22 protein-coding genes, 1 tRNA gene and 1 pseudogene are annotated in these 25,552 nt (G+C 31.9%); 7 read left to right on the forward strand and 17 right to left on the reverse strand.

Annotated features, from left to right (window positions below):
- Nucleotides 1-31: 31 nt before the first annotated feature.
- The 6 genes from C7447_RS01865 to C7447_RS01890 all read right to left on the reverse strand — a co-directional run bounded on the left by C7447_RS01865 (nucleotide 32) and on the right by C7447_RS01890 (nucleotide 7,094).
- Entirely contained in the window at nucleotides 32-1,675 is a 1,644-nt protein-coding gene (locus C7447_RS01865) for a S8 family peptidase (RefSeq protein WP_148868482.1), read from the reverse strand.
- A 10-nt stretch (nucleotides 1,676-1,685) separates the two neighbouring features.
- Nucleotides 1,686-2,531 carry an MBL fold metallo-hydrolase gene (locus tag C7447_RS01870; RefSeq protein ID WP_148868483.1) on the reverse strand — a complete coding sequence of 282 codons (846 nt, stop codon included), beginning with the start codon at nucleotides 2,529-2,531 and terminating at the stop codon, nucleotides 1,686-1,688.
- A gap of 100 nt (nucleotides 2,532-2,631) precedes the next feature.
- Nucleotides 2,632-3,477 carry a hypothetical protein gene (locus tag C7447_RS01875; protein ID WP_148868484.1) on the reverse strand — a complete coding sequence of 282 codons (846 nt, stop codon included), beginning with the start codon at nucleotides 3,475-3,477 and terminating at the stop codon, nucleotides 2,632-2,634.
- A gap of 275 nt (nucleotides 3,478-3,752) precedes the next feature.
- A tRNA-Cys gene (locus C7447_RS01880) sits at nucleotides 3,753-3,823 on the reverse strand.
- Nucleotides 3,824-3,872: 49 nt separating this feature from the next.
- A complete protein-coding gene (gene folB, locus C7447_RS01885) occupies nucleotides 3,873-4,235 on the reverse strand; it encodes a dihydroneopterin aldolase (protein WP_148868485.1) in 363 nt (120 codons plus the stop codon).
- 30 nt (nucleotides 4,236-4,265) lie between these two features.
- Nucleotides 4,266-7,094 (reverse strand): VPS10 domain-containing protein, encoded by a 2,829-nt coding sequence (locus C7447_RS01890; protein WP_148868486.1) that lies wholly within the window; start codon nucleotides 7,092-7,094, stop codon nucleotides 4,266-4,268.
- A gap of 84 nt (nucleotides 7,095-7,178) precedes the next feature.
- Between C7447_RS01890 and C7447_RS01895 the strand changes: the two genes are divergently transcribed.
- The 5 genes from C7447_RS01895 to C7447_RS01915 all read left to right on the forward strand — a co-directional run bounded on the left by C7447_RS01895 (nucleotide 7,179) and on the right by C7447_RS01915 (nucleotide 12,511).
- Nucleotides 7,179-8,057, forward strand: coding sequence for a RimK family alpha-L-glutamate ligase (locus C7447_RS01895; RefSeq protein WP_148868487.1), 879 nt, complete (start codon nucleotides 7,179-7,181; stop codon nucleotides 8,055-8,057).
- Nucleotides 8,048-9,013 carry a succinylglutamate desuccinylase/aspartoacylase family protein gene (locus tag C7447_RS01900; protein WP_148868488.1) on the forward strand — a complete coding sequence of 322 codons (966 nt, stop codon included), beginning with the start codon at nucleotides 8,048-8,050 and terminating at the stop codon, nucleotides 9,011-9,013. Before C7447_RS01895 ends, C7447_RS01900 begins: the two co-directional genes overlap by 10 nt.
- A 179-nt stretch (nucleotides 9,014-9,192) precedes the next feature.
- Nucleotides 9,193-10,527 (forward strand): DEAD/DEAH box helicase, encoded by a 1,335-nt coding sequence (locus tag C7447_RS01905; protein WP_148868489.1) that lies wholly within the window; start codon nucleotides 9,193-9,195, stop codon nucleotides 10,525-10,527.
- A 33-nt stretch (nucleotides 10,528-10,560) separates the two neighbouring features.
- The gene (locus C7447_RS01910; RefSeq protein WP_148868490.1) at nucleotides 10,561-11,145 is read left to right on the forward strand and encodes a Crp/Fnr family transcriptional regulator; all 585 of its coding nucleotides are present in this window, start codon (nucleotides 10,561-10,563) and stop codon (nucleotides 11,143-11,145) included.
- 73 nt (nucleotides 11,146-11,218) lie between these two features.
- The gene (locus C7447_RS01915) at nucleotides 11,219-12,511 is read left to right on the forward strand and encodes an aminopeptidase P family protein (RefSeq protein WP_148868491.1); all 1,293 of its coding nucleotides are present in this window, start codon (nucleotides 11,219-11,221) and stop codon (nucleotides 12,509-12,511) included.
- Nucleotides 12,512-12,561: 50 nt separating this feature from the next.
- On the opposite strand, the gene C7447_RS01920 is transcribed toward C7447_RS01915, so the two are convergent.
- From C7447_RS01920 to C7447_RS01940, 5 genes are all read right to left on the reverse strand, one after another.
- Nucleotides 12,562-13,701 carry an ATP-binding protein gene (locus C7447_RS01920; protein ID WP_148868492.1) on the reverse strand — a complete coding sequence of 380 codons (1,140 nt, stop codon included), beginning with the start codon at nucleotides 13,699-13,701 and terminating at the stop codon, nucleotides 12,562-12,564.
- Entirely contained in the window at nucleotides 13,701-14,570 is an 870-nt protein-coding gene (locus C7447_RS01925) for an aldo/keto reductase (RefSeq protein WP_148868493.1), read from the reverse strand. Before C7447_RS01925 ends, C7447_RS01920 begins: the two co-directional genes overlap by 1 nt.
- A complete protein-coding gene (locus tag C7447_RS01930) occupies nucleotides 14,560-15,318 on the reverse strand; it encodes an SDR family NAD(P)-dependent oxidoreductase (RefSeq protein WP_148868494.1) in 759 nt (252 codons plus the stop codon). The genes C7447_RS01925 and C7447_RS01930 overlap by 11 nt, the downstream gene beginning before the upstream one ends.
- A gap of 136 nt (nucleotides 15,319-15,454) precedes the next feature.
- The gene (locus C7447_RS01935; RefSeq protein WP_148868495.1) at nucleotides 15,455-16,363 is read right to left on the reverse strand and encodes a hypothetical protein; all 909 of its coding nucleotides are present in this window, start codon (nucleotides 16,361-16,363) and stop codon (nucleotides 15,455-15,457) included.
- 99 nt (nucleotides 16,364-16,462) lie between these two features.
- Nucleotides 16,463-16,942 carry a hypothetical protein gene (locus C7447_RS01940; protein WP_148868496.1) on the reverse strand — a complete coding sequence of 160 codons (480 nt, stop codon included), beginning with the start codon at nucleotides 16,940-16,942 and terminating at the stop codon, nucleotides 16,463-16,465.
- 86 nt (nucleotides 16,943-17,028) lie between these two features.
- On the opposite strand from C7447_RS01940, the gene C7447_RS01945 reads away from it, so the two are divergent.
- Complete coding sequence (locus C7447_RS01945; protein ID WP_148868497.1) at nucleotides 17,029-18,138, forward strand: NAD(P)/FAD-dependent oxidoreductase; 1,110 nt, start codon at nucleotides 17,029-17,031, stop codon at nucleotides 18,136-18,138.
- A complete protein-coding gene (locus C7447_RS01950; protein WP_148868498.1) occupies nucleotides 18,135-18,584 on the forward strand; it encodes a 3-oxoacyl-ACP synthase in 450 nt (149 codons plus the stop codon). Before C7447_RS01945 ends, C7447_RS01950 begins: the two co-directional genes overlap by 4 nt.
- Here C7447_RS01950 and C7447_RS01955 read toward each other — a convergent pair.
- From C7447_RS01955 to C7447_RS01980, 6 genes and pseudogenes are all read right to left on the reverse strand, one after another.
- Nucleotides 18,577-19,503 carry an ABC transporter ATP-binding protein gene (locus C7447_RS01955; protein ID WP_148868499.1) on the reverse strand — a complete coding sequence of 309 codons (927 nt, stop codon included), beginning with the start codon at nucleotides 19,501-19,503 and terminating at the stop codon, nucleotides 18,577-18,579. The two genes, C7447_RS01950 and C7447_RS01955, sit on opposite strands and share 8 nt — an antisense overlap.
- A 70-nt stretch (nucleotides 19,504-19,573) precedes the next feature.
- On the reverse strand, nucleotides 19,574-20,446 hold the full coding sequence (rimK, locus tag C7447_RS01960; protein WP_148868500.1) for a 30S ribosomal protein S6--L-glutamate ligase: 873 nt from the start codon (nucleotides 20,444-20,446) through the stop codon (nucleotides 19,574-19,576).
- Between the two features lie 3 nt (nucleotides 20,447-20,449).
- Nucleotides 20,450-20,863, reverse strand: coding sequence for an ATP-dependent zinc protease family protein (locus C7447_RS01965; RefSeq protein ID WP_148868501.1), 414 nt, complete (start codon nucleotides 20,861-20,863; stop codon nucleotides 20,450-20,452).
- A gap of 129 nt (nucleotides 20,864-20,992) precedes the next feature.
- Nucleotides 20,993-23,089, reverse strand: a pseudogene (locus tag C7447_RS01970) (M13 family metallopeptidase).
- A gap of 30 nt (nucleotides 23,090-23,119) precedes the next feature.
- Nucleotides 23,120-23,299, reverse strand: a complete 180-nt coding sequence (locus C7447_RS01975) for a hypothetical protein (protein ID WP_148868502.1) — start codon at nucleotides 23,297-23,299, stop codon at nucleotides 23,120-23,122.
- A 64-nt stretch (nucleotides 23,300-23,363) separates the two neighbouring features.
- Nucleotides 23,364-25,520, reverse strand: coding sequence for a prolyl oligopeptidase family serine peptidase (locus C7447_RS01980; RefSeq protein WP_148868503.1), 2,157 nt, complete (start codon nucleotides 25,518-25,520; stop codon nucleotides 23,364-23,366).
- Nucleotides 25,521-25,552 lie beyond the last annotated feature (32 nt).

Genomic DNA, 25,552 nt, shown 5'->3' on the forward strand with positions numbered 1-25,552 from the left:
TGCTCTTTTATGTTTTTATAGAATCATAAAACTATCGTCCGTTTACCATTCTGTCTGCCATACGTAAAGCATTATATGCATTTACTACACGACCCGACACTGATAAATCTGAAAAAGGAACTAATTCTCCTTCTGGGTTTTCTCTGCTTTGTGATCCTGGTTTAGTAACCATTAAATCGATTTTAGTACCCGAATTCATTAAAATATGCTTCACCTGACTCGCACTTAATTGTGGATAGTAAGAACGAATTAATGCTGCTACCCCTGCTGTAGATGGTGAGGCCATAGAAGTTCCACTAAATTTTTTATATTCCCCATCTGGAGTTGTAGAATAAATTTGTACTCCTGGAGCAAAAACATCTACATTCTTTTTACCATAATTTGAAAAACTTGCAGGTAAATCTTTGTTATAGTTTGCACTCATAGCTCCAACTGTTAAAAAATTATCAGAAACCTCAGTTATTAAATCTGGCGCATCGTTAGGGAATGTTTTTTCAACATCAATATTTTTACCATCGTTTCCTGCTGCATTTACAATTAACACATCTTTAGATGCTGCGTATTTAATCGCATCATAAACCCACTCTTTATTTGGAGAAAATGCTTTACCGAAACTTGTATTAATTACTTTGGCACCGTTATCAACAGCATAGCGCAAGCCTAAAGCAACATCTTTATCATACTCATCTCCATCTGATACTGAACGAACTGCCATAATTTTTACATTATTCGCAACACCATTCATTCCTTTACCATTGTTACGAGTCGCTCCGATAATTCCAGAAACGTGAGAGCCATGTGCTTCTCCTTTTTCAGAATGTCCTGTATTATTATCTCCAGAACCTGGTTTATCGTTAATATCGTAAGCATTATCACCCACAACGGTACGATAATCTGTTTTTAAGTTATCTCCGTTAATTGTTTTGTCTGCTTTTTCAACTAAACTTGTAAGTTCTTTTTTAGCATCAGCTAAAGAAGGTAATCCGAAACCAAACATTGCTTTTGCTGTATTTACCGCTTTTGTTAGGTTTTCATCAGTCGTATTAACGGCTAATACTTCTTCTTGAGTATACTCTGGCTTACCAAAATATTTTGTTAAAGCTTCATCTGCTTTTGTAACACTAGCTAAATACTGCCCATAACGCTCTTTGTTTATCTTTGCTTCAGATACTTTTTCTTCTTGGTAAGCTTTTACTTCTGCTAATGTTTCTGAATCGGCAATAGAAGGCTTCATTAAAATACGTTCATATTCTAAATGTTCTGTATACGATTTGCCTAAAAAGTTCCATCCATTAATATCGTCTACATATCCGTTTTTATCATCATCTATTCCGTTACCTGCTTTTTCATCCGTATTAACCCAAGCAACATCTTTTAAATCTTCGTGTTTTAAATCTGTACCAGAATCAACCACACCAACTACAACTTGAACACTTTTTTTTCCTTTTAAGAAATCATACGCTTTATTCACGCTCATTCCAGGAATCGTATCAGTCGCTAAATCTAAGTGTTGCCAATTTTCTTTTTCATTATCTGTTAATGCTGCTTTTTTAGCTGAAATATTAACAATTGTATTAGATCCTGCTGGAACTGCAATTTTATTATATGCTGTTTTACAACTTGCTAACGTAGTTATTGCAACCGCTGAATAAAATACGGGTTTTAAAATCTTCATAATCTCTATCTTAATTAAATATATCTTTAAATTTATAACTTTCATTTAATCGAACTCCTTTATCTGTATGCTTCACCGTTATTAATTCGTTATAAGCATCGTGCTCTAAAAACAAGTAAAAGCCTTTATCAGCAGCTTCTTTTAAAAAAGCTTCTTTTTCTTTTAAGGTAAGTAATGGTCTCGTATCGTACCCCATAACATATGGTAAAGGCACATGACCAGCTGTTGGTAATAAATCTGCCATAAACACCAAGGTTTTTCCTTGATATTCAATCTTAGGAAGCATTTGTTTTTCTGTATGCCCATCTTTAAACAATACATCAAAACCAACATAATCTTTTGCATTTAAGTGTAAAAAATTAAGTTGTCCGCTTTCTTCAATAGGAAGAATGTTTTCTTTTAAAAAGGATGCTTTTTCACGTGCGTTGGGGTGGATTGCCCAATCCCAATGACGTTGATTACTCCAAAAACGTGCATTTTTAAATGCTGGTTCTAATCCTGTTTTATCTTTATTCCATTGAATAGCTCCTCCGCAATGGTCGAAGTGCAAGTGTGTTAAAAAAACATCTGTAATATCATCACGATGAAAACCATATTTTGCAAGAGATGTGTCTAAAGAAAAATCTCCATATAAATAATAATACCCAAAAAACTTATCTGATTGTTTATTACCAATTCCTGTATCGACTAAAGTTAATCGATCACCATCTTCAATAAGCATGCAACGCATACTCATTTCTATCATATTGTTTTCATCAGCAGGATTAGTTTTCTGCCAGATAGTTTTAGGAACAACGCCAAACATAGCGCCTCCATCTAACTTAAAATTACCTGTCTCGATAGAATAAATTCGCATAAGTAACAAAGATGCATTTTTTTAATGAGATTTTTTGTTAATAAACACAAAAAAGATACGCTCTTGTACATTTTTTTGTGATTTTTTATATGAAAAGTCATCAATAAGGTAACTCTAATAAATAACCAACTATAAAGTTTCCATCATTAATAAATATTACCTGCTCACAAGAAGTAGCGTCGAGTATTGCTTTATAAATATTTAAGCCCGATTGTGCTTTTTTACCTTTTTTATCAACAGCAACTTCAAATTCTGAAACATCGGTACTTAAACTAATATACTTTTCATCTCCTTTCATTACAGTAGATGCTATTTCGTGTGGTGCGCCTCCTATCAAGAAACATTTTTTTCTTTTGTTAGTAGGAATTGTAGAAGCAATTTCTTTTACCTGATTATAAACATCAATATCTTCTACTCCTTTTTGATAATATTTAGACCCATAAGATTCTTTAGTTACAACTTGATCTCCTTCTCTGTAAGAAAATTTTGTATTTCCAGAACCTATATCTACAACAAACGAAGTTTCTTTAAACTCTTCTGGTAAATAGGCTTGTAACGCATATTTTGCTTCTTCTTTCGGAGTTACAACATGTAGATCATACCCGTAATTTTCTAGTTCTTTAAGAATAACTTGCGTTAAGTCCTCTTTAATAGCTCCAGAACTCACCACAAAGTGAATGTCTTTTGTTCCTATGCCTTTACTCATCATTTTCTCAATATACTCCTTAAGTTTTAAATTAACTTGAGATGTATTCGTCATTCCTTCTGATATCAAACTACTACCGTACTCTATCTCTTTTAACTCCCAATTTTTGACTTCATCTACTTCTACAATTAATAAATTAAAGCCTGTCATACCCAACTCTACAATTCCTTTTAATTTACCATTAACAGGTTTGGCTGGAGTGTAATTATAAGCTACGACTTCTTTTTTTAAAGAAGCCATTTCTTTCTTATTTGTTTTACAAGATAAAAACGGTAAAAAAAACAAGCTTACCAAAATTAAACTAAGCACTTTTTTCATAAGGGTTGAATTATTATACACTAAATAACGTTTTTTAAGATACTGTCTAATTCTTTATTTTTAGAATGCATCTGGGGAAGAGACAAGCAAATATATAACTTTTGTTTATTTATAAAACTTGTTAACTAAAACTTAATATTAAGAAGGTTTTATTAAAACAAAAAACCTTTCTAATCAAAAGATTAAAAAGGTTTTAGAGGTGTCGAGCGGATTCGAACCGCTGTAGATGGTGTTGCAGACCACTGCCTAGCCACTCGGCCACGACACCTTATTCGGATTGCAAATTTACAGTTTTTCTTTATTACTGCAACATTTTTTTAATTTTTACGCTTATCTGATAAAATAATTTCTACTTCCCCAACATTTCCGCCTATTGGTGGGTTTATTTTAGCAACACCTACTTTTGCTTTTTTTACCATTGGAATTTCATTAAAAATTCGATCAAGAATACGTTTTGCAACGTGTTCTAATAGTTTTGAACGAATCGCCATTTCTTCTTTGGCTATTTTGTTTAAATGCACGTAATCAACAGTATCTTTAAGTTGATCGGTTTTTGCAGATTTGCGTAAATCTGCTTTTATCTCAATATCAACTCTATATTCAGAACCAATTTTTGCCTCTTCCTCTAAACAACCGTGGTTGGTGAAAATTTTTATATTGCTAACTTTTATTGTTCCCATCAAAATTAAATTTTGCCAAAAGTAACTTTTTTACTTTACTTCAAAAGTTTGCTTTTCACCATTAATCTTAACAGTATATTTTCCTTTTGGTAAATACGTTTTTCCATTTTTAGCTTCTTTCAAAACAGCGTCTTTGTTTTTCTTTTTATAATCTTTTAATCCTTTTTCATTAAAAGAAACATCAAAAAGAACTTCATTAAATCCTTTTGAAGCAACAATATTTATTGAATTTACTTTAATATCATCAGAAAAAACATCAACCACTACTCTTCTATTTGAATTCACATAATATGGTATTTTTAATTCAGGTGTATACCCTTCAAACCATTTACTCCAAGAACTACCCCAAGAATTACTTTTTCTAATATTTTCTATAGAAAAAATATGAACTGATTTTTTCTTGACCTCATCGGTAAAATCTTGCAAAGGCGCTATGTTTGCTTTATACAAACTACGCCCGTGAGTTCCAATTACTAAATGTTTTGCTTCTGATTGAATTACCAAATCATGTACCGCAACATTGGGTAAGTTTTTGTTGAAAATCTCCCAAGATTCTCCTCTGTTTAATGAAGTATACAATCCGTTATCTGTACCCACATACAGTACATTTTCATTTGCAGGATCTTCTTTAATTACATTTACCGGTGAATTTGGAATGTTACCATTAATGTTTTTCCAAGTTTTACCATAATCATCAGACATGTACACGTATGGTGTAAAATCATCCCATCTATAACCGTTTAACGTTACATAAACGCGTTCTTTTTTATGTTTTGATGCTATTACGCGGCTCACCCATAAATCTTTTGGAAAAGAATTAGAAATTTTATCCCAAGTGCCTCCATTCTTAGTAATATGAACTAATCCATCATCAGAACCCACATAAATTAATCCGAATTGGAAAGGACTTTCACTAATTGTTGTTAGCGTTCCGTAAGCTACATTTCCTTTTTTTCCACCATTTGTTAAGTCATCCGAAATTGTTTCCCAATCATCACCTTGGTTTAAAGAACGGTGCAATTTGTTTCCTCCTAAATATAAAATATCTTGGTTGTGTTTTGATAAATGAATTGGTGTTTGCCAGTTAAATCTGTACGGACTTTCTCCTAAAGAATGTTTAGGTTGGATGTATTTATTTTTACCCGACTCTCTATCAATTCTGTAATAATTTCCAAACTGATATCCGGTATACACAATATTCGGATTTCTATCATCAACAGCTACTTGCATTCCGTCTCCACCGATAATGGATTCATATGAATTTTGACCCGATTGATGCCAAGATTTATCAATTTTAGCATTGTGTTTAGCTACCCATACCCCGTTGTCTTGCAATCCACCATACACTCTATACGGTTTTTGATTATCTACATACACCGAGTAAAATTGCCCAACAGCAGGATCATTCAACTTTGTCCAGTTTTCTCCATCATCATAAGAAATATTCAATCCGCCATCATTCCCATCTAGTAGATGACCTTGTTTTTTAGGATTTACCCAAAGCGCTTGATGATCGGCATGTACATTTTCTCTACTAATAGATTTGAACGTTTTTCCTCCATCTTTCGATTTTAAAATAGGTACACCCAATACGTAAATTGCGTCTTCATCTTGCGGATCTACTCTAATTTCTCCGAAATAATATCCGTAAGAATAATATAAATCGTCAAGATAACCTTCATGTGTTTTTTTCCAAGATTTTCCTCCATTTTCCGTTTTAAAAACCTCTGCACCAACTACCGGAGTGTCAAATAATAACGAGTTAGCATCTTCTAAATATTTAGCTAAATCGACTGGTTTTACAGAACCTGATCGAACCATTTGTTTTACATTTTCTGCTCGGTACTTTTCCTGAAAACCGTTCATTTTTAGGTACGAATTCAGTTTTTTATCTGAAAGACTTAAAAACTCGGTAGTACTCATCGTTTTAAAATCTTCTTTAGTCAAGACATTGCTATCTTTCTTCTTTTCTTCCTTTTTTCTTCGGAATTGACTATCGTGAAATGCATACACTGTATTTTCATCAAAAACTGCTAAACCAATTCTTCCAACACCATTTCCGTTAGGAAATCCGTTATTTTTAGAAATTTTTGTCCACGTGCTTCCTGCATCGGTAGATTTATAAATTGCTGAATTTTCTCCATCACCATCAAAGTTCCACGCTTTTCTATCGCGTTCCCAAGCAGCAGCATATAAAACGCTAAAATTATTTGGAGCTTGTTGCACATCTATTATCCCGGTATTTTCATTAATGAACAAGGTTTTTGCCCAAGTTTTACCTCCATCGCTAGTTTTAAAAATTCCTCTTTCTGCATTTGGAGAGTACAAGTGACCAATTATACCAATAACTACCTCATCAGGATTATTTGGATTGATTAAAATTCGACCAATATGATGTGAATCATACAAACCTACATTAGCCCACGTTTTTCCTTTATCCGTAGATTTTAAAATTCCGATACCAGCATACGATGAACGTGACGAATTATTTTCACCCGTTCCTACCCAAATAGTTCCGTTTTTCCAATCTACAGCAATATCTCCAATATTTTGCGTTGGAGAATTGTCTAACACCGGAGTAAACGTTGTTCCGTTGTTGTTGGTGTACCACAAACCACCTGAAGCGTATCCTACATAAAATTCGGCTGTGTTGTTTGGGTTCACATCAATATCAACTACACGCCCACTCATTACTGTTGGACCTATGTTTTCAAAAGGAATATTCTTTACTAATGATTGTGTAACCATTTGTTCTTTTTGCTGTAATGCTTTTTGAACTACATCTTCTTTTGTAGCAGGTTGTTGAGCAAATATAGAGCTAGTAAAAATAAACAGTAATAATCTTGTTATGATTTTCATAATAATTAGGTTGGTTACTCAAAAATAAAAAAATAGTAGCACTATTTGCTTTTTGTTTAGTTTTGTATAAAAAGAAAATTTACTATGAACATTTTTATTCTTTCGCTTAGTGAATACATCTACTCAACGAAACGAATTTTTGATGAGGCAAAAAAAAGAGGTCATAATATTAAAATTATTGATCACACAAAATGCACTATAAAACTAAGCGGTGGAAAAAAAGCTATTTATTATAAGGGTAAAAATATCGTTAATGATGCTGATGCTATTATTCCTCGAATCGGTGCTTCTGTAACTAAACATGGAGCAGCAATAGTAAGAGAGTTTGAATTGAATACTATTTATAGTACCGCAAGTGCTTCAGGAATTCTTATTTCTCAAAACAAAGCACAATCACTACAAATTTTGAATCAAAAAAATATTCCAATTCCAGACACCTTATTTTCTATAAATCCAGATGATATTGGCGAACAGATTAACTTGCTAGGAGGTACTCCTGTAATTATAAAATTACAAGAAGGGACACAAGGAAAAGGAGTAATGTTAGCGGAAAGTAATCAATCTGCCAAATCAATTATAGAAACTTTATACAGTACAAATACAAGTATTTTATTACAAGAGTTTATTAAAGAAAGTAAAAGTGAAGATATTCGTGTTTTTGTTATTGGCAACAAAATTATCTCTGCGATGAAACGAACTGGTTTAAAAGACGATTTTAGATCTAATATTCATTTAGGTGGAAAAGGATCTCTTGTTTCTTTATCAGAAGAAGAAAAACAAATGGCAATTCAAGCTACTCAACATTTAGAGCTACCAATTGCTGGTGTCGATTTAATTAGGTCTAAACGTGGTTCCTTATTATTAGAGGTAAACTCAACACCTGGTTTACAAGGCATTGAAGCGTATACGAAAGTTAATATTGCTAAAGAAATTATAACATATTTAGAAAGTACATGTTTATAAAAAAGTTTAAAAATGAAGAAGTAATTATTCGCGGAGAAAGAATTGGTTTAGATGAATCTAAATTAATAAGAATTCCTATTGATAGATTGCCAACAGGAACAATAATTGACATCCCTGTATATGTTTTTAACGGAAAAGATGCTGGCCCTACAATATTACTACAAGGAGGCTTACATGGCGATGAAGTTAACAGCATTGAATTGGTTAGAAGAATGCTAATTGATAAAACATACAAAATTCATTGTGGTTGTGTGATCGTGGTACCGTTGTTAAACGTTTTTGGTTTTCTCAACCTTGCACGCGATATGCATGGTAAAGACGTAAACCGAAGTTTTCCTGGGTCTAAAAGAGGTTCTTTAGCTAGTAGAATGGCGTACTATCTTATGAAAGAATTAACTGACAATGTAGATTTTGCTATCGACTACCATACGGGAGGTGAGCAACGCAACAATTATCCACAAATTCGTTATACACCTCAAGATGAAATAGCAAGTAAACTTGCTGAAATATTTAATGCTCCATTCAAGTTTGGTTCTAAATTAATTGCTAAATCTTTCAGGAATGAATGCTTTAAACACAATATTCCTGTAATTGTTTATGAAGCGGGTGAATCGCTTCGTTTAGAAGAAAATGCTATTCAAGAAGGTATTTACGGTACGCTTCGCATTCTTCGTCATTTCAATATGATAAGCAAAACTGTTGAAATTCCAGAAGCACCAGAATCTATAAAAATTATAAAAAGAGGTTGGATTAGAGCTAGAGTTGCAGGTATTTTTAACTCAGGTGTTGACAATGGAGCACAAATAAAAAAAGGTGATGTTTTAGGTCATATTATGGATACTTACGGAGAAACAAGTTTTGCTATAAAAGCACCTAGAGATGGCTATATTATTGCAAAAAATAATTTCCCTATTGTTAATATGGGAGATCCTTTATTTCACTTAGGCTCTTCATAAATTTCTTTTTTTCTACCTATTTTTAAAACTAGACAAAATAATAACCATATAATAAAGTACAATAAGAAAAGCCTCTAATAATTTAGATGCTTTTCTTATTTAAAAAAGTGATTAGAAATAGCTGTACCTTTGCAAATCAATAGAAATAAATAAATTAACTTATTTCTGGATATATATTTATGACATTTAAATCATTAGGATTAAAAGAAGAGCTATTAAAAGCAGTTGAAGAAAAAGGATACACAACACCATCACCAATACAAGAAAAGGCAATTCCTGTAATATTAGAAAGAAAAGATGTGTTAGCATCTGCACAAACAGGAACAGGTAAAACAGCTGGATTTACCTTACCTATTTTACAGATTATAACTGACACTAAAAATCCAAAATACAGACCAATTCGTGCATTAATATTAACACCTACACGAGAGTTAGCGGCACAGATTTACGATAACGTTAGGGATTACAGCAAGCATGTTAACATTAAATCTACAGTGGTTTTTGGGGGAGTAAACGCCAAACCACAAATAGCTACCTTAAAAAAAGGAATTGATATATTAGTTGCTACACCAGGAAGGTTGTTAGATTTACACGATCAAAAAGCTTTGTCACTAAAAAGAGTTGATATTTTAATTCTAGACGAGGCCGATAGAATGTTAGACATGGGCTTTGTTCGTGACATTAATAAAATTATAGCTCTCTTACCTACAAAACGTCAAAACTTATTGTTTTCTGCTACTTTTTCTAAAGAAATAAAAGAATTAGCAAAAGGTATTTTAACCCATCCTGTAATGGTTGAAGCTGCACCAGAAAACACCACTGCAGAAATGGTAGCACAAAAAATATATCGTGTTCCAAAAAGTAGAAAAGCAGCAATGCTCACCCAATTAATTTCTGACGGAAATTGGAGTCAAGTACTTGTTTTCACCCGAACCAAACACGGAGCCAATAAACTTGCTGAAAAATTAAATAAAAAAGATATTTCTGCAGCCGCAATCCACGGTAATAAAAGTCAAGGTGCAAGAACCAAAGCTTTAAAAGGGTTTAAAGAAAATACCGTTCGCGTTCTAGTTGCTACAGATATTGCAGCTCGTGGTTTAGACATTCCACTTTTACCGCATGTTATTAATTACGAATTACCAAATATACCTGAAGATTATGTACACAGAATCGGTAGAACTGGTAGAGCAGGTGCAAGTGGAGAAGCAATTTCTTTAGTAGCGAATGAAGAATTAGAATATGTTAGAAACATTGAAAAATTACTTCAGCAAAAACTACAAATTGATGAGTTAAGAGGTTTTGATATTTCTACGGATGATGAGCCTACCCAAGATACTCCTTCAACAAGAAAACCAAGAGAAAACAAGCCTCAACGAAAAGATTTTAAAAAGAAACCTTTTAAGCCTAGAAGAAAACCGAACGAAGAAAAAGGCACTACTCCACCAAAAAAACATAGAGGTAGTAACTCTAAAAACAGATTTAATAGAAGACCAAAAAGAAATACAGACAACTAATATTTTATCATAAACAGAAATCTTTAATTTTCAATGAACGCGTTTAAAATCAACTTCAATGAATATTTAAAAAGCATCATCAATAATGATAAGCTTGAAATGTTTATTCCTGAGATTTTAGATTCATTTGAAATTTTAAAACTAAATAAGAACAAGTATTTCGTTTCTAAAGGCGAAGTATGTTCTTATTTCTGTTTTGTTGAAAGCGGTATTTTACAACATTCTATTGACGTTTTAAGTGAAGAAAAAACAACATATCTGGCTTTAAAAAATTCTTGTACTTCGGCCTTAAAAAGCTTTTTGCAAAAAAGTCCGTCTCGAAAAAGTATTAAAGCGCTAAGTGATTGTAATTTATTGGTTATTAAAGTAGATGCCTTTCATCATCTTATAAAAAACAACAAAGCTTTTCATCAGTTTTATTATAATCTTATTGAAAATCAAATTTTTTTAATTGATGATTATCGTATCGATTTACTCACATTAACACCTGAAGATCGTTATAAAAAATTACTTTCTAACGAGCCTAAACTTTTACAAGAAGTTCCGTTACATTATTTAGCATCATTTTTAGGAATTTCTACAAGACACATGAGTAGAATTCGAAAGAATATAAAATAATGCCATTTGGCTACTGTTTTAAAAACTGGTTTTATTTATTTTTGATAACGACTAAATTTTAAATTAAAAATTCATGAAATATTTACCAATCAATCGTGATTTATTTATAAAAAATCGCAAAAACTTTATGGCACAAATGAAGTCAAATAGTTTAGCAGTTTTTAATTCTAATGATATTTATCCTGTTAGTGCCGATAGTACTTTGCCTTTTGAACAACATCGTGATATATTTTATTTAAGTGGTGTAGATCAAGAAGAAAGTATTTTGGTATTATTTCCTAATTGCCCAAAAGAAGATTTACGCGAAGTATTATTTTTACGCGAAACGAACGAACATATTGCTGTTTGGGAAGGCGAAAAATTAAACAAAGAAAAAGCCTTAGAAACTAGCGGAATTAAAACTGTTTATTGGTTACAAGACTTAGAAAAAGTTATGGCAGAAATGATGGCTTTGGCTGACACCGTGTACATCAATACCAACGAACACTATCGAGCTAAAATAGAAACAGAAACTCGAGAAGCACGCTTTACAAAGTGGTTATTAGAAAAATATCCAGCGCATACAGTAGCAAAAAGTAATCCTATTTTACAACGTCTACGTTCGGTAAAAGATACTATTGAGCTTGATTTAATGCAAAAAGCATGTAACATTACAGAAAAAGGATTTCGTAGAATTTTAAATTTTGTAAAACCAGATGTTTGGGAATATGAAATTGAAGCTGAGTTAATGCATGAGTTTTTACGTAACCGTTCTAAAGGATTTGCATATACACCTATTATTGCAAGCGGAAATAATGCAAACGTATTACACTACATAGAAAATAATCAGCAATGTAAAGCAGGTGATTTAATTTTATTTGATATTGCTGCTGAGTACGCAAATTATAAGAGTGATTTATCGAGAACGATTCCTGTTTCAGGTCGTTATACTGAAAGGCAACTTGCTGTTTATAATGCTGTAAATAGAGTGAAAAAGGAAGCAACTAAAATGCTAACCCCAGGAACTCTTTGGGCAGATTATCATGTGGAAGTTGGTAAAATAATGACTTCAGAATTGTTAGGGTTAGGTTTAATTGACAAAACGGATGTAAAAAATGAAGATCCTAATTGGCCTGCGTATAAAAAGTATTTTATGCATGGAACTTCTCATCACATTGGTTTAGATACACACGATTATGGATTGTTACACGAACCTATGCAAGCGAATATGGTATTTACAGTAGAACCTGGAATTTATATTCCTGAAGAAGGGTTTGGTATTCGTTTAGAAGACGATGTAGTAGTTCAAGAAAAAGGAGAACCTTTTAACTTAATGCAAAACATTCCTATTGAAGCAGAAGAAATAGAAGATTTAATGAATCAATAACATTCCTTTTCAAACAAATAAAAAACAGCTCGCTTTTGCGGGCTTTTTTATTAATGATACTTTACTTTTCGTAGTACTCGTATTGCTTCTTTATATTTAATATAAGTTGTTATATCTGGTAAATTTCGAATATATTCTTTTGCTTTTTCTAGTTGTTCTTTCGAGTCTGAAAATCCGTTGAGGTAACAAATTAAATAATTAGTTGGTAACCGAAATACATCTTCGTGCTCGGTAACAGAAAGTGAAATTCCTTTTTCAATTTTGCGAACAATCTCATTACTATTCTCGTAAATATGTTGAATAATAACTTTATCATACTGAGGAGGTTCAAACAAAAATTCCTTAATAATATCGAGCTTTCCGTTATCTTTAAAATGAATGATGGTTTTTTCTAACGGATAATATGTCTCTTTTTTGTCTATCCCTAAAAGGATATATTCAATAACAATAAATGAATGTTCATTAAACTTAATTTCTACCTCATCTAAAGTAGAATAAAATAACTGAACTTGTTCGTTAATTAATTCTATATCTACACGGTTGTATAATTCTTTACCATTAGAGTTTGATTTTTTTCCTGCCCAACAAAGTATAAATTGTTCTTTAAAAACTCGATATTTAGGATTGTATTCATCTTTATGACGATTCATAAAATCGAAAACACCATCTAAAGTTAATTGAATATTATTACTCGCATTTTTTTCAATTGCTTCAACAATGGCTTTGTTGTTGTTTTTGATTTCAAACTTTCCTTCAAGAGGCATTGAATTACTACCACGACGAAAGAAAACACTACCGTATGGATATTTCCAAATAAATCTTGAAAACTTAGACAACCCTTTTTTAGGATAAATGGTAACCAACCCTATTACTTTATATCTTGGTAAACGTGGAAAAGGAATGTTTTCGTAGGCTATTTTAGGTGGATTATCTACATAAGCATTTACTAAATTTTGAATTTTACTATCATCAAAAAAGTCAACTCCTACAATACTATTATCTGCATCTTTAATTCCCACAATAATAAATGAATCATTGTCTGGGTTTGAATTAGAAAGTGCACAAATATGTTTTATAAACTTCGCCTTACCTTCTTTATCGCTTAAATTTAATCGTAACTTTTTATCATAAAAACTATTCTCGTCGTTATGCGAGAGAAGGTTTTTAATTAAAAGTCGTTTATTAATCATTACGGTACTTTATGCCCTTGACTTGCTACTAAAAGTGAAAACCAATCTTCTAAATCTAGCTCCATTTTTACTGCTTCATTTGCATTTTTAATCCGCTCTTTATTGGTGGTTCCCACTACAGGAATGCATTTAGAAGGATGCTTTAAAATCCACGCTAATAACAATTGATCTTCCGTAGCGTTATACTTTTTACAAAGTGTTTGTAGTTCTTTTTTTATCCTGATGTTTTGCGCTGTCTCTTCCTTAAAAACATTTCCTAACGGACTCCAACTCATCGATTGAATTTTATTTTTTATCATTTGATCTAAAGATCCATCATGCATTACCGAATGTTGCGTAAGTGAAAATTCAATTTGATTTGCAAGAACTGGTATTTCGCTCGAAATTAAATCTACTTGAGATACTGTAAAATTAGACACACCAAAATCGATAATTTTTCCTTGTTCTTGTAACTCAGAAATTGCTGCTGCTATTTCCTGTGGATACATTAACGGACTCGGTCTATGTAACAGAAGTACATCCAAATAATTCGTCTGTAAGTTTTTAAGAGATTGCTCTACACTCCAAATAATATATTCTTTTGAATAATTATAATGTTTAATTTTAGTATCTCTTGTGTTTCCAACATATTGAATTCCACATTTAGAAATCAATTGAATTTGCTCGCGTTCTATCCCGCTTTTAGTAAACGCTTTCCCAAACTCAGCTTCTGTAGTATAATCACCGTAAATATCAGCATGATCAAAAGTAGTATTTCCTTCGTCTACACAAAATTGTAATAAATTAGTCATTTCTTGGGGTGAAAATTGTTTTCCCCAAGCACCCCAAGACATGCAGCCAATAATAATTTCAGAAAGTTTAGTTTGCATTTTTATTCAGAATAGTAGCACTTGCTTGTGCAGTTGGATATACGATTAAATCTTCGATGTTTACATGATACGGACGGGTTACTACAAAATGAATAATATCTGCAATATCTTCTGGTTGTAATGCTTTATAACCTTGGTAAACAGTTTTTGCACGTTCGGTATCACCTTTAAAACGAACGTCTGAAAATTCTGTTTCTACCAATCCAGGATGAATTGCACACACACGAATATTATGCTGATTTAAATCGATTCTCATTCCTTTATTTAAAGCATTTACAGCGAACTTTGAAGCACAATATACATTTCCGTTTGGATAGACTTCTTTTCCTGCAATAGAACCAATATTTAGTATAAATCCATTATTACGTTCAACCATTTGTGGAATAATTGCTTTCGAAACATATAACAACCCTTTTACATTACCATCTATCATTGCATCCCAATCTTCAATATTTCCTTCTTGTATAGAATTTAATCCATGAGCATTACCTGCATTGTTAATAAGAATATCGATATGTTTGAAATCCTCTGGCAAGCTATCTATTGCTTTCTGAACCTCTTTTTGATTACGAACATCAAACTGAAGTGTATGTACATTTGTTAATTTAGACAATTCTTTTTGTAAGTCAGCTAATTTTTCGGCACGCCTTCCGCAGAGAACAAGGTTTATATTATTTTGAGCAAACAGTTGTGCGGTTGCTTTACCAATTCCTGAAGTAGCCCCTGTAATAAAAGCAGTAAGATTCATTATTTTTATAGTTTGTATAAAGGTAAAAATTTTAATGTAAATCCAATGTTATAAAAAAGAAAAACCGCTCCTTAGAGGAGCGATTCTCTTTCAATTGGTTATTAAAATAACCAACCAAAAATCAACTAACCAAACTTTATTTTAATACTTTTCTATCAACTTTTTTTCTTACTATCTTAGTTCGTTTTCTACCGTTATTCCTTACAGCTGATTTTGCATCTTTAACACTTTTTCCTTTTAAGTATTGTACAAAACCTCTTCCTGAATATACATAGGTTGTTTGTGAACTTATATGATATAATGCTATCCTTTGATCATTTATAACGCTTAATTCAAATTCTTCAATATCTCCACCATCATAATTAAGTGTTAAAATTTTTAAGTCACTATATCCATTTACATCATATACTGTGTAGCTTCCTACAAAATTCCAATTAATGAAATCAATATTCGTGCCAAAAGGGTCTCGTGATGAATAGAAGGTCACATCATTTTCTGGTGTAAACTGTAAATATCTTTCCTCGTCAAATGGATTAGCAGTTCCGTTTTCTATGCCAGTTCTTTCCCAAGCTATATATTCTTGTAAAAAGTATTCGATATTTTCATAAAACAACTTATCGTAATCAAAATTGTTTCGTTGATATCCTATTAAATAATAACTTACATTTTGATCAATATCATCAATTCTAATTTCATTTCCTGATAATTGTACTACATCAAAACGATAACTTCCATCAAGATCATGAAAGGTTTCTAAAACACCATTGTAAGTATCATATTCCCCAACTAAAATCCCTAAACCATTACCTGTTCTACCGATATCAACAATATTATTGTTTGCATACATTCTTCCGTTTAAAAAAGACACTGTAAATGCTTTTGACAGGAATGGTACATCTCCATTTCCTGAAGTTCTGTGATAATCTACATACCATAAATCATAACCAGAAACAACTTCTTCTAATGAGATTACATTTCTATCTACACATGATGAAAGGAGTATCCCTGTAATCAATGTTAAAAAGAGTAATTTTAAAGTCTTCATATACTTTTATTTTGTGGTTATGCTTAAAAAGTTTCAAAATACGTGCCAAAAACAAAAACCACCCAAATTGGGTAGCTTAATAATTTTATTATTAAAAAGTTAGTTTGGATAAATCGGTTTTCCTTTTTGTAGGTTTTCTACTTTAAAATATTTGGTTTTTTCTCCCTCAATATAACTTAGTACTGCTTCTGTATCTTTTAGCTCAAATGGAAAATATTCCTTTCGAATAGTTACTATATTGCCATATTCCATAGAAGCATCTCTATGCATTTGTAAATTCTCTTTGCTTCGGACTTTCGAAGTGTTAAATTGCCCCATTACCGATTTTTGGCCGTTTAATTCTTTAAAGCTAACTTTTGTCTTTTTGCCTCTAAAGTAAATACTATCAAAAGTAATTTCTTTTTCTGAAGTATAACTAATATTTACATTTGTGCCACTAACTCCTTTTACTCCTCCTACCCAATTTGTATAGGTTGCTTTGGTAATAATAAACGGCGGGGTTTGCTCAAACTGCAAACTTGCACATTTAGTTAATCCTAATGCTAATAGTATAAGCCCTAATAATTTCATTTTTTTCATATTTGTTTTCTTTTTTAGAAATTCAAGTACTGTGCCAAGTTACAAATTAATGTTAAAATCAATTCCTTTTTACGTAGTTTTACTGCATGGTAAATTTTAGTTATTGGGAACTTAAAGAATGGTTTACAAATGTCGATTTTACTATTGTAGGTAGTGGAATTGTTGGTTTAAACTGTGCTTTAGAGTTAAAAAAACAGCATCCGAAAGCAAAAGTTTTAATCTTAGAAAAAGGGTTGTTACCTCAAGGAGCAAGCACAAAAAATGCAGGATTTGCCTGTTTTGGAAGCCTATCTGAATTAATTGACGATTTACAAAGCCATTCGGAAGAAGAAGTAATTAATCTCGTTAAAAAACGTTGGGAAGGTCTACAATTACTTCGGAAAAACTTAGGTGACAAAAACATCGCCTTTCAACAAAATAAAGGATTTGAATTATTTCAAGAAAAAGATTTCTATCTGCAATGTTTAGAAGAAAAAAGTAAAATAAATAACCTTTTAAAACCTTTATTTAAACAAGATGTCTTTTCAGTATCTGATAATGTTTTCAATTTTAAAAACATTCAGGAGAACTACATTGTTAATAATTTTGAAGGTCAGATTGATACGGGAAAAATGATGAGTGAATTATTAGGCTTAGTCCAAAAATCAGGAATTAAAATTTTAAATAGCATTTCTGTTGAAGAGTTTTCTGACAATCAAAATTCAGTATGCGTAAAAACTAATCAGATTGAGTTTACTACTCAAAAATTATTGATAGCTACCAACGGGTTTGCAAAACAACTTTTAGACGAAAAGGTGCTACCTGCTAGAGCACAAGTTTTAATTACAAAGCCGATTAAAAACCTACATATTAAAGGAACTTTTCATTTAGACAAAGGTTATTATTATTTTAGAAATATCGATGATCGAATTTTATTTGGTGGTGGAAGAAATTTAGATTTTAAAACAGAAGAAACTTCGATATTTGGGCAAACTGAATTGATTCAAAATAAGCTAGAAGAAATTTTAAAAAATACTATTTTACCTAATACTAATTTTGAAGTTGAGCATCGTTGGAGTGGAATAATGGGCGTTGGAAATCAAAAAAAACCAATTGTAAAACAACTCTCCAACAATGTTTTCTGTGGAGTTCGTTTAGGCGGAATGGGTGTTGCAATAGGTAGTTTAGTTGGTAAAGAATTAGCTGATTTACAATGAGCTTAAAAGAAGAATTGTATAAACAATCTTGTAACTATGTAAACAAACGTTTACAAACCGTTGAAGAAATTATTACTTCTAATCAAAAAGCTTTAGAAAGTGAAACTAAAAGTTCTGCTGGCGACAAACACGAAACAGGACGTGCCATGTTACAATTAGAAATGGAAAAAGCAAGCCAGCAAATTGAAGTTGTTCAGCAAATGAAAGAAATATTAGCTAGGATAGACCCTTTTAAAACATCTAAAAATGTTCGTTTAGGAAGTATTATTTTTACAGATAAAGCCAATTATTTTTTGTGTATCTCTGCAGGTCAGTTAACTATCGATAAAAATATCTTTTTTGCCATTTCTGTTTCTTCACCAATTGGAAAATTGTTGTTAGGAAGTCAAAAAGGAGATATTATTTCTTTTAATGGAAATTTAATAAAAATTGTAGCGGTTAGATAAATTGAATACAGATCTCCTTTCCTTTTTTAACATCATTAAAATGACTTACATACAATTTTTGATCATTAAAATCAACTTCAATCAACCAGTAAAAACCCTTAAAATATGAGTTTATAACTTTCGCTTGTAAATCAGATTTTTCTACAATTTTAATTTGATGTGGGAATAATAATAGTTGTTTTCCGTTAATTTCAATCTCATTAACATCATCAAACAGTGAAGCTACATATTTATTAAGCGGCGGTTTCGTATACAACTCCTTGGGAGGAGCATCTGCAATTATTTTATGGTCTTTTATTACAATCATTTTATCTGCAAATGATAACGCATCATTACCATCGTGAGTAGCCACAATACAAGCAATATTTTTCTCTTTTAAAAAAGCAAATAACTTTCTTCTAAGCGAATTCTTTTTAAAATTATCTATCTGACTAAATGGCTCATCTAATAATAATAATTCTGGCTCTTTTGCTAGAGCGCGTGCAATTGCAACACGTTGTTGTTGTCCTCCACTTAAGTTTTTAACTTTTACGTTAGCGAAGGGGCTCATTTCTATAACTTCGAGTAATTCTTCTGTTCTTTTTTTGGCTTCCTCTGGATAAAAACGAGATAAAAATTTAGAAATATTTTCCGACACTGAGGTATAGGGCATCAAATCGAAATCTTGTGCTACATATTTAAAAAAATCCATTCCAGGAACTAAGTGATGAGCAGGTCCTAAAACTTGATTTTCTTTCCAAAAAATAGTACCTCGATTAAGGTCTAATAATCCGTAAATAGCTTTTAATAAAGTTGATTTTCCACAACCACTTTCTCCCATTATACAAAGATGTTCGCCTGGGTTAAGAATAAAGTTAACATCTTCTAAAACTTCTTTTTTAGAATGGTAACGAAAGGATAAATTATCTACTTGTAACATGGGGTAAAAATACCTTTTCTTTTTTCAAAGAAGAAAATAAAAAAACCGACACTTCTGTGTCGGTTTTATATTAAGTATTTCTTTCGATATATCGAATAATATTCTTGGCAATATCTTTATTTGTTGCTTTTTCTATTCCTTCTAAACCAGGAGAAGAATTTACTTCTAAAATTAAAGGACCTCTAGAAGATTGTAACATATCTACACCTGCAACGCCTAATCCCATCGCTTTAGCTGCTTTTAAAGCTGCATTTTCTTCTTCGTCTGTAAGTTGAATTATAGTAGCACTACCTCCTCTATGTAAATTAGATCTAAACTCTCCTTCTTTTCCTTGACGCTTCATAGCACCTACCACAACACCGTCAACAACAAATGCTCTAATATCTGCTCCTCCTGCTTCTTTAATAAATTCTTGTACAATTACACGTGCTTGCAATCCGTTAAAAGCTTCTAAAACAGATTCTGCTGCTTTTTTAGTTTCTGCTAAAACGACACCTAATCCTTGAGTTCCTTCTAAAAGTTTAATAATTAAAGGCGCTCCTCCAACTTTTTTAATAACTTCTGTAGTGTCTTTAGAGTAATTAGTAAAAACCGTTTTTGGCAATCCTAAATTAGCACGAGAAAGAATTTGTAAACTTCTTAACTTATCTCTAGAACGCATTAATGCTTGCGACTCTACAACTGAAAAAACTTTCATCATTTCAAACTGACGTACTACTGCCGTTCCATAAAAAGTTACCGAAGCCCCAATACGAGGTATTACTGCATCTACATCAGTAATTAATTCATGGTTATAAACAATGGCTGGTTTTCTCTTTTCAATAATCAAATCACATTTTGTGTGATCTAATACCAACATTTCATGATCTCTTTTTTTTCCTGCTTCTACCAAACGTCTTGTTGAATACAACTTTGGATTTCGAGAAAGGACAACAATTTTCATTTTTTATATTTCTTTTGATGAGATGTTTTTTTGAGAAACATCAACTATAAATTTTTTATCTAAAAACCTTCTACCTATTAAAACTGGATAATTCATTTTTTCTCTATCTGATAATGAGAGTTTGATTTTATATTTTTTCCCATAAAATAAGACAGAGGTATCCACAATATACCTTTTTTGTTTTTTCCCATTAGAACTTCTAATTCCTTTTATTTGGTATTTGGTAGTAGTAATTAACTTGTTATTATATTTTTCTGTTTTTGGACATAATAACTTAAATTTTAAAACTCCCTCTTTTTCTTCAATATGCTTACAATGAATGGAAGATGTATATGCCCCAGTATCTATTTTAATTGGTAAATCTTCTATATCCCATTTTAAAAAGGTCATTGTTTCAACTCTACCAATTATTCTCATATAGCAAATAAATTAAGGGATGCGAATTACTAATTATTTTTTTAAATATACAATATATTTTTTCGCTTTTATAAAATAAAAAAACCAGTACAAAGGTACTGGTTTAATGATGTTAAAAAAATGTGTGTTTTACCAAATTTTCACTCTTTCTTCTGGTCTTAAATACATTGCATCTCCTTCTTTTACATCAAATGCTTCATAAAAAGCATCTACATTTTTTAAAGGCATATAAGCTCTGTACATTCCTGGAGCGTGTGGATTTGTCATGATTAAGTTTTTTAAAGCTTCATCACGCATTTTTGTTCTCCAAATTGTTCCCCAAGATAAGAAAAAACGCTGCTCTGGTGTGTAACCATCAATGTTTTCTGGACGTCCATTTTTTTCTAAGAAAATTTGTAATCCTTCGTAAGCTGCTTGCACCCCACCAAGATCTCCAATATTTTCACCTAAAGTAAATTCTCCATTTAAGTGCATACTGTCTATAGCTATAATATCACTATATTGTTTTACTAATTTTTTACCAACAATGGCAAATTCTTCAGAATCTTTATCTGTCCACCAGTTTTTTAAATTTCCTTCACCATCAAAACGAGCTCCTGAATCATCAAAACTATGTGATATTTCGTGTCCTATTACTGCTCCTATACCTCCATAATTTACTGCTTCGTCAGCTTTATAATTATAAAAAGGAGGTTGTAAAATTGCTGCAGGAAATACGATTTCATTATTTACGGGATTAAAGTAAGCATTTACAGTTTGCGGAGACATTCCCCATTCTGTTCTATCTACTTCTTTTCCTAATTTCGCCATGTTTTTATCATAGTTCCATCTAGTTACATTAATAGCGTTATCAAAATAAGTGCCTCCTTCTTTTAAACCTTTTACTTGTAATTTAGAATAATCTTTCCATTTATCTGGATATGCTATTTTAACTGTTAATTTATGTAATTTCTCTAAAGCTTTTTCTTTCGTTTCTTCACTCATCCAAGATAATTGAGCAATACGTTTTTCAAAACCTAACATTACATTGTCAATCATTTCTTTAGCTTTTCGTTTAGCCTCTGGTGGAAATTTTGCATCAACATATAATTTCCCCAAGGCCTCACCAATTGCTCCGTTTAAATTACCTAAAGCACGCTCATCTCTTGGGCGTTGTTGTTTAGCTCCACGCATTGTTTTGCTATAAAACTCCCAATTTGCTGTTTCTAAATCCGTTGTCAATGACCCTAATGAATTGTTAATAGCATTCCAACGTAATACTAATTTAATATCTTTAACAGGGCTGTTTTTAAGAACTTCACTCATTGCCTTAAAATATCCTAGATCTGTAACAATTATTTTTTCTAAACCGTTATTTCCATCTACACCTTTAATATCAACACCAATTCCTTTTAAATGCTCTTCCCAATCAATTGCAGGAGCTAATTCTGATAATTCTTCAACCGTCATAGGGTTGTAGATTTTACGGGTGTCTCTACGCTCTTCTTTAGTCATCATCGGTTCTGCTAAACTTTTTTCGAAAGCAACAATAGTAGCAGCATTCTTTTTAGCTGTTAACTCATCATCTCCAAACTCTTTTAACATTTTTGCCACAAACTCTTGGTATTTTTCTAGCTTGTCTTTAACCTTTTCATCTACATAATAATCTCTAGATAAACCTAGGCCTCCAGCCCCCATGTATCCTGCATTTATATTACTGTTTTTTTAATCATTGTAAACTCCAAACCCATAAAAACCACCACCTCCGTAAGGAGCCATATTTGTTAAATAGGTTTCAACATCTTTTTTGGTTTTAATTTCATCAATTTTAGCTAAAAAAGGTTTTAATGGATCAATTCCTTGCTTGTTTCTAGCTACTGTATCCATAATAGTTTCGTAATAGTTTACCGCTTTTTCTTGATCGGAATCTATTTCGTTACCATTGGTATCTTTTACCTTCGGAAAATTACCTTCTTCAATTGCTTTGTTTAAAATTGCGAGCACATCGGCATCGGTTTTTTTACGAAGTTCACCGAAACCTCCCCAAGAGGTTCTATCGGCAGGAATTTCTGTTTTATCTATCCAATTTCCATTTACGTGTCTAAAAAAATCATCTGATGGTTTTACAGAAGGATCCATGTTCTCTAAAGCAATCCCAGGGATTTTTTCTGCTTTGTCTTTCTTACAAGCTACAACTCCTAATGAAGCCACCGCGGTAAATAATAAGACTTTTTTTAAGGTTTTCATTGTTATTTATTTTGGTTGATAATTTTTTGTTTAATGTGTAATGTTATATAGTAATTCACCACAAACTTCACCAAATTCATAAGATAAATTTAGTGCAGTAATACAGATAAAGGCACTTAATGAAATCGCTATAATTTGTCTTTTTTTCTTAGGGTATGATTTATACAATTCCATTATTTTTTTAATAGAATAATTACTATTCTCTTTCATTTTAACTATTTTAATGGTTAACTAATTATCAATTAGTACTAAAAAAAATAAAATGTTACACTTTTTAACTCTTTATTTTTGATTTCGGTGGATTAGGTAACTCATCAAAACCCATATTAAATAGTGTAAATCCGAAAATATCCGCATACTGTTCAATGGTTTTAGTAACTGGTGTTCCTGCTCCGTGACCTGCATTGGTTTCTATTCTGATCAATACAGGATTCGTTCCTTTATGTTTCTCTTGTAACTCTGCAGCAAACTTAAAACTATGCGCAGGCACCACACGATCATCATGATCTCCAGTAGTTATCAAAGTAGCAGGATATTCCACTCCTTCTTTAACATTTTGAACTGGTGAATATCCTTTTAAATATTCAAACATTTCTTTGCTCTCTTCTGAGGTTCCGTAATCATATGCCCATCCTGCTCCAGCCGTAAACGTGTGATAACGTAACATGTCTAAAACACCAACTGCTGGTAACGCTACACGCATTAAATCTGGACGTTGTGTCATGGTAGCTCCTACTAATAGACCTCCATTTGACCCTCCTCGAATTGCTAAATAATCTGACGAAGTGTATTTGTTTTCTATTAAATATTCTGCCGCAGTTATAAAATCGTCAAATACGTTTTGTTTTTGCATTTTTGTCCCAGCAACATGCCATTTTTTACCATATTCTCCTCCTCCTCGTAAATTAGGAACTGCATATACACCGCCTTGTTCCATCCATACAGCATTTGCTATACTAAAACTTGGCGTTAAGCTAATATTAAACCCTCCATACCCATATAAAATTGTTGGGTTTTTCCCGTTTAAATCCAATCCTTTTTTATAGGTAATAATCATCGGCACTTTTGTTCCATCTTTAGAATTATAAAAAACCTGTTTGCTTTCATAATCATCCGAATTAAAACCAATCGCTGGTTTCCAATACAATTCATACGTTCCGTCATTTTGATTGAATTTATATGAAGAACTTGGCGTGTTATAATTAGTAAACGAAAAGTATAACTCTTTAGCATCTGTTTTTCCACCAAATCCTCCAACGGAACCTACGCCTGGTAATTTTACTTCCCTTATTAGCTTCCCTTCAAAATCGTATTGAAAAACTTTAGAAACTGCATCTACCATATATTCCGCAAAGAAGTATCCCGCTCCAGTTGAAGGACTCAGCACATTTTCAGTTTCTGGAATAAAATCTTTCCAGTTTTCTGAGGTTGGATTTGTTGCTTCTGCTGTAACTACCTTTTTGTTAGGTGCATTTAAATTCGTTACTAAGTATAATTTGCTTCCACGATTATCAATTACATATGTATCGCTATCAAAATCATTTAGAACCGTAATCATTTTACTATTTTCATCTGACAGGTCTTTGATAAAAAGCTTATTTCCTGATGTTGATGTTGAAGCGGACACTACTAAATATTTATCGTCCTCTGTTAAATATCCACCGACATAACGATGTTTCTCTTCTGGTTTTGCTCCAAAAATAATTTCGTCCGTTTTTTGATCTGTTCCTAATTGATGATAATATAATTTATGTTGATCTGTCTTGGCAGAAAGTTCACTTCCTTCAGGTTTATCGTAACTTGAATAAAAGAAACCTTCGTTTCCTTTCCATGCAATTCCTGAAAATTTAACATCTACTAATGTATCTTCTTTTATTGTTTTAGAATCTGCATCCATTACAATAATTTTTCGCCAATCGCTACCTCCTTCAGATATTGAATACGCAACCGTTTTTCCGTCTTTAGAAAAACTAACTGAACCTAAAGAAGTGGTTCCGTCTTCTGCAAATGTATTTGGATCTAAAAAAACTTCTTCTTTACCTTCCTCTTTTTTTCGATATAAAACATAATGATTTTGTAATCCGTCATTTTTATAAAAATAAGTATAATCTCCCTCTTTAAATGGAGTGCCTATTTTTTCGTAATTCCAAAGTTCAGACAAACGATTTTTTAACTGTTCACGATATGGTATTTTATTCAAAAAATCGAACGTTACTTCGTTTTCTGCTTTTACCCAAGCTTCGGTTTCTTTACTTCTATCATCTTCTAACCATCGATAGTTATCAGTTATTTTGGTCCCAAAATAGTCATCAACTACAGGTTTTTTCTCTGTTTGAGGATAATTCACTTCAATGTTTCTTTTTTTATTTTCTTGCTTGCAAGCTACTATTAAAAGACTTGCGCTTAAAAAAGGGAGGATTAATTTTTTCATTCTTGTTCGATTAGATAATTCTCTCAAAGTTA

The organism is Tenacibaculum adriaticum (assembly GCF_008124875.1).
Taxonomy (GTDB): domain Bacteria; phylum Bacteroidota; class Bacteroidia; order Flavobacteriales; family Flavobacteriaceae; genus Polaribacter; species Polaribacter adriaticus.

Coding starts and splice junctions, on each gene's coding strand:
- C7447_RS01980 (WP_148868503.1), bottom strand. CDS start 25,520: ATGAAAAAATTAATCCTCCCTTTTTTAAGCGCAAGTCTTTTAATAGTA.
- C7447_RS01955 (WP_148868499.1), bottom strand. CDS start 19,503: ATGTTACAAGTAGATAATTTATCCTTTCGTTACCATTCTAAAAAAGAA.
- C7447_RS01865 (WP_148868482.1), bottom strand. CDS start 1,675: ATGAAGATTTTAAAACCCGTATTTTATTCAGCGGTTGCAATAACTACG.
- C7447_RS01895 (WP_148868487.1), top strand. CDS start 7,179: ATGAACATTTTTATTCTTTCGCTTAGTGAATACATCTACTCAACGAAA.
- C7447_RS01930 (WP_148868494.1), bottom strand. CDS start 15,318: ATGAATCTTACTGCTTTTATTACAGGGGCTACTTCAGGAATTGGTAAA.
- C7447_RS01915 (WP_148868491.1), top strand. CDS start 11,219: ATGAAATATTTACCAATCAATCGTGATTTATTTATAAAAAATCGCAAA.
- folB (WP_148868485.1), bottom strand. CDS start 4,235: ATGGGAACAATAAAAGTTAGCAATATAAAAATTTTCACCAACCACGGT.
- C7447_RS01975 (WP_148868502.1), bottom strand. CDS start 23,299: ATGAAAGAGAATAGTAATTATTCTATTAAAAAAATAATGGAATTGTAT.
- C7447_RS01900 (WP_148868488.1), top strand. CDS start 8,048: ATGTTTATAAAAAAGTTTAAAAATGAAGAAGTAATTATTCGCGGAGAA.
- C7447_RS01945 (WP_148868497.1), top strand. CDS start 17,029: ATGGTAAATTTTAGTTATTGGGAACTTAAAGAATGGTTTACAAATGTC.
- C7447_RS01875 (WP_148868484.1), bottom strand. CDS start 3,477: ATGGCTTCTTTAAAAAAAGAAGTCGTAGCTTATAATTACACTCCAGCC.
- C7447_RS01950 (WP_148868498.1), top strand. CDS start 18,135: ATGAGCTTAAAAGAAGAATTGTATAAACAATCTTGTAACTATGTAAAC.
- rimK (WP_148868500.1), bottom strand. CDS start 20,446: ATGAAAATTGTTGTCCTTTCTCGAAATCCAAAGTTGTATTCAACAAGA.
- C7447_RS01920 (WP_148868492.1), bottom strand. CDS start 13,701: ATGATTAATAAACGACTTTTAATTAAAAACCTTCTCTCGCATAACGAC.
- C7447_RS01905 (WP_148868489.1), top strand. CDS start 9,193: ATGACATTTAAATCATTAGGATTAAAAGAAGAGCTATTAAAAGCAGTT.
- C7447_RS01940 (WP_148868496.1), bottom strand. CDS start 16,942: ATGAAAAAAATGAAATTATTAGGGCTTATACTATTAGCATTAGGATTA.
- C7447_RS01935 (WP_148868495.1), bottom strand. CDS start 16,363: ATGAAGACTTTAAAATTACTCTTTTTAACATTGATTACAGGGATACTC.
- C7447_RS01965 (WP_148868501.1), bottom strand. CDS start 20,863: ATGAGAATAATTGGTAGAGTTGAAACAATGACCTTTTTAAAATGGGAT.
- C7447_RS01910 (WP_148868490.1), top strand. CDS start 10,561: ATGAACGCGTTTAAAATCAACTTCAATGAATATTTAAAAAGCATCATC.
- C7447_RS01870 (WP_148868483.1), bottom strand. CDS start 2,531: ATGCGAATTTATTCTATCGAGACAGGTAATTTTAAGTTAGATGGAGGC.
- C7447_RS01925 (WP_148868493.1), bottom strand. CDS start 14,570: ATGCAAACTAAACTTTCTGAAATTATTATTGGCTGCATGTCTTGGGGT.
- C7447_RS01890 (WP_148868486.1), bottom strand. CDS start 7,094: ATGAAAATCATAACAAGATTATTACTGTTTATTTTTACTAGCTCTATA.